The organism is Mesorhizobium sp. CU3, from assembly GCF_006442965.1.
Classification (GTDB): domain Bacteria; phylum Pseudomonadota; class Alphaproteobacteria; order Rhizobiales; family Rhizobiaceae; genus Mesorhizobium.
Genome location: NZ_VFWX01000007.1, coordinates 1 through 12,382, shown reverse-complemented (window position 1 = coordinate 12,382; position 12,382 = coordinate 1). Strand labels below are relative to the sequence as shown.

13 protein-coding genes are annotated in these 12,382 nt (G+C 65.0%); 6 read left to right on the top strand and 7 right to left on the bottom strand.

Features of this window, described 5'->3' with window-relative positions:
* Positions 1-63 precede the first annotated feature (63 nt).
* Positions 64-687: a glutathione S-transferase family protein gene (locus FJ988_RS12235; RefSeq protein WP_140817884.1), complete on the top strand. Its 624-nt coding sequence runs from the start codon at positions 64-66 to the stop codon at positions 685-687.
* 45 nt (positions 688-732) lie between these two features.
* Here the strand turns inward: FJ988_RS12235 and FJ988_RS12230 are convergent, their stop codons facing one another.
* The 5 genes from FJ988_RS12230 to FJ988_RS12210 form a co-directional block, all read right to left on the bottom strand.
* Positions 733-1,980: an RNA polymerase sigma factor gene (locus FJ988_RS12230; protein WP_140817882.1), complete on the bottom strand. Its 1,248-nt coding sequence runs from the start codon at positions 1,978-1,980 to the stop codon at positions 733-735.
* A gap of 25 nt (positions 1,981-2,005) precedes the next feature.
* Complete coding sequence (locus tag FJ988_RS12225) at positions 2,006-2,377, bottom strand: YciI family protein (RefSeq protein WP_140817880.1); 372 nt, start codon at positions 2,375-2,377, stop codon at positions 2,006-2,008.
* Positions 2,378-2,500: 123 nt separating this feature from the next.
* Positions 2,501-4,213, bottom strand: coding sequence for an SDR family oxidoreductase (locus FJ988_RS12220; RefSeq protein ID WP_140817878.1), 1,713 nt, complete (start codon positions 4,211-4,213; stop codon positions 2,501-2,503).
* A 25-nt stretch (positions 4,214-4,238) separates the two neighbouring features.
* Positions 4,239-4,685, bottom strand: a complete 447-nt coding sequence (locus FJ988_RS12215; RefSeq protein WP_140817877.1) for a thiol-disulfide oxidoreductase DCC family protein — start codon at positions 4,683-4,685, stop codon at positions 4,239-4,241.
* A 178-nt stretch (positions 4,686-4,863) separates the two neighbouring features.
* Complete coding sequence (locus tag FJ988_RS12210) at positions 4,864-5,010, bottom strand: hypothetical protein (RefSeq protein WP_140817875.1); 147 nt, start codon at positions 5,008-5,010, stop codon at positions 4,864-4,866.
* A 354-nt stretch (positions 5,011-5,364) separates the two neighbouring features.
* Between FJ988_RS12210 and FJ988_RS12205 the strand changes: the two genes are divergently transcribed.
* The gene (locus tag FJ988_RS12205) at positions 5,365-6,222 is read left to right on the top strand and encodes a Ku protein (RefSeq protein WP_140817873.1); all 858 of its coding nucleotides are present in this window, start codon (positions 5,365-5,367) and stop codon (positions 6,220-6,222) included.
* Positions 6,223-6,234: 12 nt separating this feature from the next.
* Complete coding sequence (ligD, locus tag FJ988_RS12200; protein WP_140817872.1) at positions 6,235-8,736, top strand: DNA ligase D; 2,502 nt, start codon at positions 6,235-6,237, stop codon at positions 8,734-8,736.
* A gap of 3 nt (positions 8,737-8,739) precedes the next feature.
* On the opposite strand, the gene FJ988_RS12195 is transcribed toward ligD, so the two are convergent.
* On the bottom strand, positions 8,740-9,414 hold the full coding sequence (locus FJ988_RS12195) for a helix-turn-helix transcriptional regulator (RefSeq protein WP_140817870.1): 675 nt from the start codon (positions 9,412-9,414) through the stop codon (positions 8,740-8,742).
* Positions 9,415-9,581: 167 nt separating this feature from the next.
* On the opposite strand from FJ988_RS12195, the gene FJ988_RS12190 reads away from it, so the two are divergent.
* Positions 9,582-9,944, top strand: coding sequence for an NIPSNAP family protein (locus tag FJ988_RS12190; RefSeq protein WP_140817868.1), 363 nt, complete (start codon positions 9,582-9,584; stop codon positions 9,942-9,944).
* Positions 9,941-10,285: an antibiotic biosynthesis monooxygenase gene (locus FJ988_RS12185; RefSeq protein ID WP_140817866.1), complete on the top strand. Its 345-nt coding sequence runs from the start codon at positions 9,941-9,943 to the stop codon at positions 10,283-10,285. The genes FJ988_RS12190 and FJ988_RS12185 overlap by 4 nt, the downstream gene beginning before the upstream one ends.
* Before the next feature lie 359 nt (positions 10,286-10,644).
* Here the strand turns inward: FJ988_RS12185 and mbfA are convergent, their stop codons facing one another.
* The gene (gene mbfA / locus FJ988_RS12175; protein ID WP_140817864.1) at positions 10,645-11,628 is read right to left on the bottom strand and encodes an iron exporter MbfA; all 984 of its coding nucleotides are present in this window, start codon (positions 11,626-11,628) and stop codon (positions 10,645-10,647) included.
* Positions 11,629-11,906: 278 nt separating this feature from the next.
* Between mbfA and FJ988_RS12170 the strand changes: the two genes are divergently transcribed.
* Positions 11,907-12,230, top strand: a complete 324-nt coding sequence (locus tag FJ988_RS12170; RefSeq protein WP_140817862.1) for a hypothetical protein — start codon at positions 11,907-11,909, stop codon at positions 12,228-12,230.
* The last annotated feature ends 152 nt before the right edge of the window (positions 12,231-12,382 follow it).

Genomic DNA, 12,382 nt, shown 5'->3' with positions numbered 1-12,382 from the left:
GAGCAAGCCCGGACTTCCAGCTCATATCGCCGCCGGCTGCGGTCGGCCGACGGGGGGATTTTGATGTACAAGCTTTTTACGCGCCCGGGCAGCGGCGGCTTTGTCGTCGAGGCGGCGCTTGCCATGGCCGGCGCGCCGTTCGAGCAGATCGACGTGCCGAAGAAGGACGTGTCCGATCCGGCCTTTCTTGCCATCAGCCCGTTGAACCAGGTGCCGGCACTGATATTGCCCGACGGCCATTCGCTGACCGAGTCGGCGGCGATCTGCATCCTGCTCGCCGAGCGCCATCCTGAAGCCGGCCTGGCGCCCGAAGCCGGTTCGCCCGGACGGGCCGATTTCCTGCGCTGGCTGGCCTTCATGTCGTCGGTGCTCTACCCGGCGATCCTTAGGCTCTACTACGCCCATCGCTACACCGCCGATGCCGGCAGCGTGCAAGCGGTGAAGGATGCAGCGATTGCCGAGATGGATCGCGGTTTCGCCATCCTCGACCGGGCGCTTGCCGACCGGAGCTGGCTGGCCGGCGACAAGCGGTCGCTGGCCGACATCTATCTCGCCATGCTCGTCGCCTGGCATCCGGACACGATGCGCGCCCGCAACGACTGGCCGAACATCGAACGCCTGTGGGCAAGGCTGCGGGAGGACGAGCTGATGCGGAAACTCAATGCATCCCACGAGATGTGGCCTTAAAGCAAATTCCGGGAAAAGTGCGCAGCGGTTGGGCCAGGCATTGCTCTAATTCCTGACAAGCTTGGCCTTCTCGGCCTGCAGGAAGCGGCGCACGGCATCGTCGCGTTCGAGGCCGATGGCGCGGTCATAGGCCTCGGCTGCTTTCGTGATGGTGCCCAGTCTGGCGAGCAGGCCGGCGCGGGCGGCCCAATAGGGCTGATAGTCCTGCAGCCGCTTGTCCTCGCCCAGCACGTAGAGCGCGGACAGCCCGGCCGGCGTGCCTTCTTCCTCGGCGATCGCCACGGCGCGGTTTATGGCCACCACCGGCGAACCGGCAACGGTCATCAGCGCGTCGTAGAGCTGGCGGATCGCCGCCCAGTCGGTGCGCCCGCCACGCCGTCGCGCGGTGTGGGCGGACTGCACGGCCGCCTCCAGCTGGTAGCGGCCGATGACGCCTTTTCGCGCGGCGCGGCCGAGCAGCGCTTCCGCCTCGTCGATCAAGCCATCGTCCCAAAGTGCCGTGTCCTGATCGGCGAGCGCCACGAAGTCGCCCTCCGGGCTGCGCCTCGCGGCGCGGCGCGCCTCGGCGAACAGCATCAGCGCCAGAAGCCCGAGCGCCTCGGGCTCTTCCGGCATCAGCGAGGCGACCAGCCGTCCGAGCCAGATGCCTTCGGTTGCGAGGTTGCGGCGTCTGGTTTCGGTGCCGCTCGGGTCCGACCAGCCCTCGGCGAAGCTCGCGTAGATGGCCTCGAGCACTGCGCCCAGCCTTTCGCCGAGCTCGGCCTGTTCCGGCACGCGGAACGGGATGCCGGTTTCGCGGATGCGGTTCTTCGCGCGCACCAGCCGCTGGCCCATCGTCGCCGGCGAGACCAGGAAGGCCGAGGCGATGGCGGCTGCGTCGAAACCGAGGATGGTCTGCAGGATCAGCGGCGCGCGCACGCTCGATTCGATCGCCGGATGGGCGCAGGCGAACATCAGCCGCAACCTTTCGTCGGGCAATTCCTCGCTGCTCATGCGCGCCTCTATCTCTTCCGAAATCAGCTTGAGATGATCGCGGGCTGCTTCGCTGGTCAGCCGCCGCCTGACGGCGTCCACATCGCGGCGGCGCGCCACCGCAAGCAGCCAGGCTTCCGGCTGCGCCGGGACACCGGTTCGCGGCCAGCGTTCGAGCGCCGCGGCGAAGGCGTCGGCCAGCGCATCCTCGGCGCCGGCGACGTCGCGCGTGCGGGCCGCCAGCCAGGCGACCAGCTTGCCGTAGCTCTGCCGGGCGGCCGCTTCGGCCGCCGCCCGCGCAATATCAGAGCGATCGTCCATCACAGGTCATTCCCGATATACAGGATTATCCCGCCTTGGCCGCATACTCGGCCATCTCCCAGATCGGCCGCAGCTCGACCGTGCCGATGCTGGCAGCCGGACAGCGCGCCGCCCATTCGATGGCGGTGTCGATGTCGGCCGCCTCGATCATATAGAAGCCGGCAAGCTGCTCCTTGGTGTCGGCATAGGGGCCGTCGAGCACGTTGGTCTTGCCGTTGCTCATCTTCACCTGGGTCGTGACCTGGCTTGGCTTCAGCCGGTCGCCGGCCAGCCAGACGCCGGACTTTTTCAGCGCCTCGGTATAAGCGCCATAGGCCGCGCTGATCTGATAGGTGGTCTCCGTCGGCACGCTCGCCATCGCGGCTTCGTCAGCATAGATCATAATCATGTAGCGCATGGTGTTCTCCCGTTTTCGAAGGCCGCATCGTTGCGGGCCGCACTAAAGTCGCGCGGCTCTGACCGATTTCGACAGGCTGCAAAAATTTTCTTCCCCTTGCGCGACATGCGCAAGGGCGAGCCCTCAACCCGCCATCGCTTCTTCGCGCACCTTGCTGTCGTTGTGACGCGAAGCCGGCTCCAGCCAGCCGCGATAGCGCGCGATCAATCCGGTCAGCGGATGCGAGATGTCGACATGGAAGCGGAAGCGGCCGTCTTGAACCGTCTCGTAGGATGTCGAGCGCGGACAAAGCCACATCGGCAGCGGCAGGCCGAGAAAGCTCCAGCGGCGCATAACCAGCGAAAGACGATTGTCGCCGGCGACCAGCGCCATGGCAAAATTCAACGGGCCGAAGCGCTCGACAAGCAGTCGCTCGGAGCGCCCCTGCCCGGCAAGCTGGCGGCTCGAAAAGCTGTGCGTGCCGAAGGTGCGCGTCCAGGTCTCGCCATCTGCGCCAATGTCGAACCGGACCTTAACCGCAACATCGGTCTGGGCCGGCGGGAAGCCGACCAGCCAGGCAGCAAGCCGGCTAAGCATGCCGTCGCCGCGCTCGACGCTGGCGCGCCCTTCCGCAACCGCCGTGCCCTCATGCATGGCGCGGATCGGAGCCGGGAGGTTTTTCCAGGCGTCGCCAAGCAAGCGGGGATAAAGCGGCTTTCCCTGTTCCTCGCTGTCATGGCGGAAGCCGGTGTAGATCGTCTTGCTGGCGAACAGCGTTTCATAGTCATCGAGCTCGAGATCGCGCACCGCCGCGCGCGCGCCGGGCGCAGGCATCCGGCCGCCGATCGCCTTGCGGATCACCGCCTCGACCGCCATGGCGGGTATCAGCGGCCCGTCACTGCCTTCCGCCAGCAAATGCCACGACCGCCTGGCTGGTCTGCCCGCATCGTCGGCGCCTTCGACCGCGACGAACATGCCGCCGCGATGCTCGCCCCAGGCCAGCCGGTTGCTCGCCCAGTGCATCAATGGCGACAGCAGCGAGAGCGAGCGGACCAGCCCGACGCGCACAAGCCAAGCCAGGCCGACCAGCGCGCGGTGCAATACCTCCGGCACCGGGCCGGCGCCCATCCAGATCGTCTTCGCCTCAGGCCACAGCGCGGCAAGCGCGCGCAGGTCCGGCACGTCGACCAGCGAGAACAAGGTGCTGCGCACCGGCACGCGGCCGGGCGGCGCGATCGTATAGCGCATCTGCTCGGTCAACGGGTAACCCTCGGCCTGCTTGCCGTCGCGCGTCAGCCGCACCGGCTGGCCGGCATAGCTCGCAATGGCGCGGATGACGTTTTCGCCGACGCCGGCGAAAGGCGACGGCGCAATGCCGCCGCGGATGGTCTCGACCCGCGCCAAGCCGGACGACAGGCGCCGCACCACCGCCGCCGTCAGCACCGGGAAGCTCGACACGCCGGACAGGACGAAGACGCCTGCCTCTCTCGCCTGTTCGTCGAAAGCGGCGACGCCGGCGACGAAATCCGAGCCGTCGGCAAGGTCCAGATAGTGGGTATGCCCGGCGATGCAGGCCTCGATCAGCCGGTAGCACCCCTCGCCATAGGCCTGGAACGGGCCGCTGGCGTCGATGACGGCATCGGGCCGCAAGGCGGCAAGCTGGACGCCCAGATCGCCATCGCGGTCGAATGCCGTCGGCACGAGCTCGGCTTTGGCATCGACGCGGGTCCGGCAAAACGCCCCGGCCTTGCCGGGCGAGCGGCCGGCGACAAGCAGACTCAAGCGCGGTTCGTTCTCCAGAAGCTCGACGATGCGCCCGCCGAAGATGCCGTAGCCGCCGACGATCAGGAGTTTCATCGCCGCCCCTCTCTTTACTCGCGCATTATCCGACCAGCCGCTGCCGCAATTCGGCGGACGGGATCTCGCAACTGTCCTTCCGGCCGAACAGGGCGTAGCGGTTCCTGGCGACGCGGTCGTAGATCCAGTCCCGTAGCGGGCGCGGCAGGATGAGCAGCGCCTTCGCCGCCCGCCATGGCCAGCCGAGTTCGGCCATGATGGCGATGAAACTGTCGAGATGGGTGAAGCCGACGCCGTCGATGAGGGCGAGATTGCTGTCGTAGTCGTCGGTCGGCAGGCCATGCCGGCGAAACAGCGCCTCGCCGAAAGGCGACTGCGCGGTGGCAAAGCGGAAGCGTTTCTTGCGGTCGAGCCGGACGATCAGCCGGACGAAGCCGGAGCAGAACACGCAGACGCCGTCGAAGACGAGCAGCGGCAGGCTTGGATCATAGACCTGGTGAGGCGGACTGTACTGATCGGGCAGGTCGGTCATGGCGGCCCCGGCTGCTTGTGCTTTTCAACACTAAGCCAGCCGGCGGCGGCGTCAAAGTCGCGGCGTTGTCGCACGCCAGTTGGCGGCAAGCGCGAGGCGCTCGGCGCGATAGGTGGTGGCGCGCTGGTCGGCGGCCGGCCGGCAAATGCGGCTGTGGTGGGCGCGTTCGCGGATCATATCAGTTGGCGCTGACGCCCAGCGAGTTGCCGCGACGCGCGCAGGCCGGGCCCGGGCCGCGCATGTAATAGCGCTCCGGCCGGTAGGTCGGCGCGACGAATTCGCGGATGGCGGTGGCATAGCCGGCGATTTGGTTCCAGAAGTTCATTTTACCTGTCCCTGTCCCGTTTTCGGATGTCCCGTCCGAATTGTCTGGGAGCATAGCATCTAGGCGTGAATAGTCGGTGAACGTGATGTTAATTTCTGGTCCGAAAGTCGTTGCATCGTGGCCGGAATGCGGCTGATTCGGGGTCTTTCGGTGCCTTTTGTCGCCTTTGCGCATGATGTGCCTTTTGCATCACATATGTTTCGCCTCGATGTCGCTTCGGCGCGCTTCTGTTTCACGGTTCGGCGGCGTCGCGAAATTTCATTGCTTGAGCGCAACGGGAGCCGGTCGGCCGCCGCGGAACCCAAGCCAGCCTCCGCCCGTTGCGGATAAGCGCGCATCGCCCGGGAGTTTGTCATGGCACCACGCCCCGCCTGGAAGGGTTATCTGAAACTGTCGCTGGTCACCTGCGCCATCGAGCTGACGAACGTCGTCACGCACATCGAAAAGGTCTCGTTCCGCATCCTCAACCGCAAGACCGGCAACACGGTCAACCGTATCTATGTCGATGCCGAGACCGGCAAGCCGGTCGAGGACGGCGACGAGATCAAGGGCTACGAGGTGAGTGACGGCGACTTCGTCCATATCGAGGAGGACGAAATCGAAGCGGTGCAGATCGAATCCTCGCACACGATGAGCCTCGACGGCTTCGTCGATAAAGCCTCGATCGAGCAGATCTATCTCGATACGCCCTATTATGTCGCGCCGGCGGACAAGGTGTCGGAGGAGGCTTTTGCCGTGATCCGTGACGCGATGGCCGGCAAGAAGATGGCTGGGCTCGCGCGCATCGTGCTCTACAGCCGCGAACGCCCGGTGGTGATTGAGCCGCTCGGCAAGGGCATGGTGCTGACGACGCTGCGCTATGACAACACGGTGCGCCAGCCCGAAACGGTGTTCGGCGACATCAAGTCGGTAAAGACCGACCAGGAGATGACGGATCTCGCCGAGCTCATCATCGACAAGAAACACGCCAAGTTCGATCCTTCGAAGTTCGACGACAAATATGAGGACGCGCTGCTCGAACTGATCCGCGCCAAGAAGGCCGGCAAGAAGGCGCCGAAGGCCAAGGCGCCGCCAAAGCCGTCCAATGTCGTCAACCTGTTCGATGCGCTGAAGAAGAGCTTGAACGCGGACGGCGGCGGCAAGGGCGGCAAGTCCAAGGCGCCGGCGAAGGGGCCCAAGGCCAAAGCAGCGCCCAAGCGCAAGTCGGCTTAGGAGCACGCTGCCATGGCCGGCCTCGCGCAATATCATGCCAAGCGCGATTTCAAGAAAACCGCCGAGCCGGCCGGCAAGGTCGCACGCGGCAGGATGGGCGGCGGCATCTTCGTCGTCCAGAAGCACGACGCCACGCGCCTGCATTACGATTTCCGGCTGGAGCATGACGGCGTTTTGTGGAGCTGGGCGGTGACGCGCGGCCCGAGCCTCGATCCGCATGAGAAGCGGCTGGCCGTCCATGTCGAGGACCATCCCGTCGACTACGCTTCGTTCGAGGGCACCATACCGAAGGGCGAGTATGGCGGCGGCGCCGTCATCGTCTGGGACGAAGGCAAATGGGTCCCGGACGGCGATCCGGCCGCGGCGATGAAGAAGGGCCATATCAATTTCGAGCTCGAAGGCCACAAGCTCAACGGCCGCTGGCATCTGGTGCGGCTGAAGCCGCGTCCCGGCGAGAAGCGTGACAACTGGCTGCTTATCAAATCCGACGATACCGCGGCCCGCCCGGGCGAGGACATTCTGGAAGATGAGCCGAAATCGGTGAAGTCGGGCCTGACCATAGAGGAGGTCGGCCAGGGCAAGGCGGCGAAAGGCGAGAAGCCAAAGGTCTGGCATTCCAACAAGCCGGCCGCCGGCAAGGCCAAGAGCGCAGCAGCCAAACGCCTCGACTTCATCGAACCGCAACTGGCGACCTTGGAAAGGAACGCGCCGGGCGGCGAGGACTGGCTGCACGAGGTGAAATTCGACGGCTACCGCATGCAAGCGCAGATCGCCGGCAGTGAGGTCAGGCTGCTGACCCGCGCCGGGCTCGACTGGACCGAGAAATTCGATGGGCCGGTCACTGCGGCGCTTGCCAGGCTGAAATGCCGCGATGCCATCATCGATGGCGAGGTCGTGGTGCTGGCCGACAGCGGCGTGTCGTCGTTTCCGTTGCTGCAAGCCGACCTGTCGGCGCGCCGCGCCGATCGCTTCGTCTATTATGCCTTCGACCTGATGCGGCTGAACGGCCAGGATTTGCGCGGCGAGCCGCTGGTCGAGCGCAAGCAGGCCTTGGCTCAACTGCTCGGCGCGCAACCGGAAGATTCGGCGCTGCGCTTCAGCGACCATTTCCACGAGCCCGGCAAGGTCATGCTGCAGCATGTCTGCCGCATGGGCCTGGAAGGCGTGGTGTCGAAGCGCGCCGACGCGCCCTATCGCAGCGGACGGGGGCTCTCCTGGGTCAAATCGAAATGCACGCTCCGCCAGGAATTCGTCATCGGCGGCTATCTGCCGTCAGACAAGACCGGACGCGGCCTGCGCTCGCTTCTCGTCGGCTACAATGAGGGCGGCAAGCTCAGCTATGCCGGCCGCGTCGGCACCGGCTTTTCCGGCAAGGTGGCGACGGACCTCAAGAAGAAGCTCGATGCTCTCCAGGCCAAGAGTTCGCCTTTTTCGACCGCCGTGCCGAAGGGCAAGGGCCTCACTTTCGTCAAGCCCGAACTGGTCGGCGAGGTGGAGTTCCGCACCTGGACATCCGACCGTATAATCCGCCACGCCTCGTTCCAGGGGCTTCGCGAAGACAAGCCGGCGGAGGAAGTCGTGCAGGAAAAGCCGAAGAAGGCCGAGAGCGAAGCAAAGCCCGGCGGCAAATCCGCGCCGAAGGCGTCAGCCGGAACGGCGAAGACCTCGGTAAAGCTCTCGCATCCCGACAAGCTTTTGTGGCCCGACGAAAAAGTCTCGAAACAGGACCTGCTCGATCACTACGCGCTGGTCTGGCCGCGCATGCAGCAATTCGTCGTCAACCGGCCGCTCAGTCTGGTCAGGGCGCCGGACGGCATCCACGGCCAGCGCTTTTTCCAGAAACACGCCTCGCCAGGCATGAGCGACAGGATTCTGCGCATGAAGGATCCGGCCGACGGCGAGGAGATCCTCTACGTCAAGGACTTCGACGGGCTCGCCGCGCTCGTCCAGTACGGCGTGGTGGAGGTCCATATCTGGGGCTGCACGCTCGATGCGCTGGAAAAGCCGGACCAGATCGTCTTCGACCTCGATCCCGATGAAGGCGTCGACGTCGGCAAGGTGCGCGAGGCGGCGCTCGACATTCATAAGCAGCTCGACGCGCTGGCGTTGCCCAATCTGGTCAAGACCTCGGGCGGCAAGGGCTATCACGTGCTGGTGCCGCTGAAGCCTGCTGCCGACTGGGACGCGGTCAAGGATTTCGCGCATGACTTTGCCCGCGCGCTGGAGCAAGCAGCGCCCGACCGCTACACGGCGACGCTGTCGAAGAAGGCACGCACCGGGAAGATCTTCGTCGATTATCTGCGCAACGGACGCGGTTCAACGACGGTGGCGCCCTACTCGTCACGCGCCAAGAAGGGCGCGACGGTGTCGATGCCGGTGACCTGGGCCGAGCTGGAGAAGGGTGTTGCGCCGAATGCGTTTCCGCTAGGCGATGCTTCCACGCTGCAGGAGTTGAAGAAGGCCGATCCGTGGAAGGATTTCTTTGAGTTGGGGAAGGTGTTGAAGCGGGGGTGAGCGTCAGGCCAGAAACACCTTCTCAAACGCCTGCCTGCCTGTGGGCGAAAACACCACGGCGCGGCTGTCCTTTTCGCGGCGCGCCCATTTTTCCGCGATGATCTTGTCGAGTATGGCGGCGCCCAGCGTGCCGGCAAGATGCGAGCGGCGCACGCTCCAGTCGAGGCAGGCGCGGCAGACCGGCCGCCTCGCCTTGCGGTCTATGTCGATGCCGAGCGCCGTGAAATGCGAGGCGCCCGCAGGCGCCAGCCTGATCTCGTTATCTTCGCGCAGCAGAAGCTTCCTGTCGAACAGGCGGTCGAGCATGGCGACGGCCTGTTCGCCGGCGAGATGGTCGTAGCAGACCCGCGCCACGCGCATGGCCGCATCGCGCGGGCCGGGCCGCACGCGCTTGGGGCCGACCGCCTCGGCAACGCCGATGATCGCCTCGATCATGCCGGCCACCTGGGCGCTGGCGAGGCCGTAATAGCGATGGCGGCCCTGGCTTGCCAAAGTCAGCAGCCCGCCCTCCATCAGCTTTGACAGATGCGAGGATGCGGTGGGCAGCGACACGCCGGCTTCCAACGCCAGTTCCGTCGCGGTCAGCGCCGTGCCGCCCATCAGCGCGTTGAGCATATTGGCGCGGGCCGGGTCGCCGACCAGGCTGGCGATGCGGGCGATGTCGGGTCCTTCACGCATGGTTTGATCCCTATCGAAGCATTCTCGTCAGAAGAGCATTATTCTCAAGCCAGCACAAGGAGCCGCGGCAACGCTCCTGACACGAGAATGCCTAGCACAACGGCACAAGGGATGTTTCGACCGCAATCGAACCATCCTCGCAGAGAATCCCAAGAAGGAGACGAGCCATGACCATCACCTGCTTCATCCGCTACGAGATCGATCCGTTCGGCAAGGAGGCCTTCGAGCAGTATGCCCGCGCCTGGGGCCAGGCCATCCCCCGCTGCGGCGCCGACCTGATCGGCTACTACGCCCCGCACGAAGGCTCGGCCACCACGGCCTATGCGGCCTACAACATCGAGAGCCTCGCCGCCTACGAAGCCTATCGCGCGCGGCTTGCCGCCGACCCGGCGGGCAAGGCGAACTACGAATTCGCGCGGCGCGAAAAATTCATCCTCAAGGAAGACCGCATCTTCCTCAAGCAGGTGTCCGCACCGCACGGGCCGCGACAGCTCTTCCAGACCGACGTCATGGTCAAGGAGGAGGCATGATCGCCGTCATCTTCGAGGTGGAGCCGGCGGCGGGAAAGCGCGATGCCTATCTCGGCATCGCCGCCGAGCTCAGGCCGCTGCTCGACGGTATCGACGGCTTCCTGTCGATCGAACGCTTCCAGAGCCTTGCCGATCCGAAGCGCGTGCTGTCGCTCTCCTTCTGGCGCGACGAAGACGCCGTCAAAGCCTGGCGCAACACCGAAGAACACCGGCAGGCGCAGAAGGCCGGCCGCGGTGGTATCTTTGCCGGCTATCGTCTGCGCATCGCCCATGTCGTGCGCGACTACGGGCTGACGGAAAGAGAAGAGGCGCCGCAGGATAGCAGAGCGGTGAATGGGTAAGGCGCAGCGCGCCTCTTCCACAAGGGGTGCACACATCTTCCGTGACTGGCGTGACGGATCAGGCCGAGGCTTGATTGCCAGGTGGTTCCCCAATCCGTCGCTGCTTCGCAGCGCCACCTTTCCCCCCCTCCGGAGGGAAAGGAAGGGCGCGTTGCTGGACGAGCGTTGACGACAAAAAGCCTGGCGCCTTTCCTCTACCCCGTCGATCGGGGGAGAGGTGGCGAGCGAAGCTCGACGGAGTGGGGGTCGACCAGCGCTGCATTAGACAGTGCATGCGCCAAGTTGCCATGCACGCTATCGCCAAAACCAGCCACTTGGAGATGTGTGCATGCCGTAGACAAGGGGGGGAAGGAAGAGACCTACGCATTCCCGATCAGCACACCGGCGCCGAACACCAGCGCGCCGCCGAGCACCACCTGCAGGGCGGCGCGCCAGAAAGGGGTCTGCATGTAGCGGTTCTGGACGAAAGCGATGGCCCAGAGCTCGAAGAACACCACGATCGCGGCAACCGTCGTCGCCGTCCAGAATTGCGGGATGAGATAGGGCAGCGCGTGGCCGAGGCCGCCCAGCGTCGTCATCAGCCCGACCGTCAGGCCGCGCTTGATCGGCGAGCCGCGGCCCGACAGCTTGCCGTCGTCGGAGGCGACTTCGGTGAAGCCCATCGAGATGCCGGCGCCGATCGAGGCGGCGAGCCCGACCAGCAGCGTCTGCCAGGTGTCATGCGTGGCGAAGGCGGCGGCGAAGATCGGCGCCAGCGTCGACACCGAGCCGTCCATCAGCCCGGCCAGCCCCGGCTGCACATAGGTGAGGATGAACTGGCGCTGCTCGGCGCTCGCTTCCTCGGCCTTCACCTCGCCCGGCACATGTTCCTGCTCCAGCTTGTGCGCCGAGCTTTCATGGCTCTGCTCGGCGGCGGCGAGTTCATCGAGCAGTTTTCGGGTCGAGGCATCCGTGGTGCGCCTGGCCGCCGCGACATAGAAGCGGTAGGCCTGCTGCTCCATTTCTTCAGCCTGGCGCCGCACATGCTCGATGCCCAGCGGCTTCACCAGCCAGTCGGGCTTGCGCTCGTAATAGCCCTTCACATGCTCGCGCCTGAGCAGCGGGATGCGCTCGCCGAAGCGTTTTCTGTAAAGCTCGATCAGCGAATCGCGGTGGCCGTCCTCTTCCTCGGCCATCGCCTCGAACACTTTCGCCGATTGCGGAAAGTCCTGCGCGAGCCCGTCGGCATAGGCGCGGTAGATGCGCCCGTCATCCTCTTCGGAGGAGATCGCCAGCGCCAGGATCTCCTGTTCGGAGAGCGAATCGAAGGAACGGCGGCTGAGGCCGAAAACACGGGAAAGCATGATGGCATCACTCTAGTTTAGAACAGTTCTAAACTAGGATTGTAACCGGCGGCCGTCAATTGCAAGCGGCATCGATGCGCTCGCGAATGGTTGATCCAGCGGAAGCGCGCCAACCCTTCATTATTGCCGAATGTTTGCCTATATAGGCAGCAACAGCTTAGAGCGGTCCGCCGTTTCACGGAAACGGCAAACCGCTCAGGTCTTTGTCTTTACGCAGTTCCGGACGGAAAACCGATCACACTTTTCCTGGAGCTGCTCCGACCAAAGGAGCCCACCGGATGACAGACAAAAAGCACCCGCATGCGTTCGACGCGAAGCCGGTTCTCGACCTCATCGCCAGCATCGAGGCAGATTTGCAGCGCCTGAAAGGCCTGGTCGAGCAGCAGATCGAAAAATTCGACCCGGCCAACCCGCACAACAAGACGCCCGACGGCAAGCTGACCGAGGAAGGCGCCGAGTGCTGCTACCGCATGTTCGACGAAGGCAAGTCGCGCTACACCGTCGCCCAGCAGATGAAGATCTCGTTTGCCGCCGCGACGCATCGGTTCAACAATTGGCGCAAGCTGGGCGGGAACAAGAGGACGCGGACGTTGCTGGGGTGAGGGGGCAGTCGGCGGCCATCGCTACGCTATGCACATATCTTCTGTGACTGGCGTGACTGACCGGGGCCGAGGTTTGATTGCCAGGTGGTTCCCCCAATCCGTCGCTGCTTCGCAGCGCCACCTTTCCCCCTCCGGAGGGAAAGGAAGGGAGC

What these genes read in the sequence shown, in the direction of transcription:
- FJ988_RS12235 (WP_140817884.1), top strand. Translation starts at nt 64, where the DNA reads ATGTACAAGCTTTTTACGCGCCCGGGCAGCGGCGGCTTTGTCGTCGAG.
- FJ988_RS12230 (WP_140817882.1), bottom strand. Translation starts at nt 1,980, where the DNA reads ATGGACGATCGCTCTGATATTGCGCGGGCGGCGGCCGAAGCGGCCGCC.
- FJ988_RS12225 (WP_140817880.1), bottom strand. Translation starts at nt 2,377, where the DNA reads ATGCGCTACATGATTATGATCTATGCTGACGAAGCCGCGATGGCGAGC.
- FJ988_RS12220 (WP_140817878.1), bottom strand. Translation starts at nt 4,213, where the DNA reads ATGAAACTCCTGATCGTCGGCGGCTACGGCATCTTCGGCGGGCGCATC.
- FJ988_RS12215 (WP_140817877.1), bottom strand. Translation starts at nt 4,685, where the DNA reads ATGACCGACCTGCCCGATCAGTACAGTCCGCCTCACCAGGTCTATGAT.
- FJ988_RS12210 (WP_140817875.1), bottom strand. Translation starts at nt 5,010, where the DNA reads ATGAACTTCTGGAACCAAATCGCCGGCTATGCCACCGCCATCCGCGAA.
- FJ988_RS12205 (WP_140817873.1), top strand. Translation starts at nt 5,365, where the DNA reads ATGGCACCACGCCCCGCCTGGAAGGGTTATCTGAAACTGTCGCTGGTC.
- ligD (WP_140817872.1), top strand. Translation starts at nt 6,235, where the DNA reads ATGGCCGGCCTCGCGCAATATCATGCCAAGCGCGATTTCAAGAAAACC.
- FJ988_RS12195 (WP_140817870.1), bottom strand. Translation starts at nt 9,414, where the DNA reads ATGCGTGAAGGACCCGACATCGCCCGCATCGCCAGCCTGGTCGGCGAC.
- FJ988_RS12190 (WP_140817868.1), top strand. Translation starts at nt 9,582, where the DNA reads ATGACCATCACCTGCTTCATCCGCTACGAGATCGATCCGTTCGGCAAG.
- FJ988_RS12185 (WP_140817866.1), top strand. Translation starts at nt 9,941, where the DNA reads ATGATCGCCGTCATCTTCGAGGTGGAGCCGGCGGCGGGAAAGCGCGAT.
- mbfA (WP_140817864.1), bottom strand. Translation starts at nt 11,628, where the DNA reads ATGCTTTCCCGTGTTTTCGGCCTCAGCCGCCGTTCCTTCGATTCGCTC.
- FJ988_RS12170 (WP_140817862.1), top strand. Translation starts at nt 11,907, where the DNA reads ATGACAGACAAAAAGCACCCGCATGCGTTCGACGCGAAGCCGGTTCTC.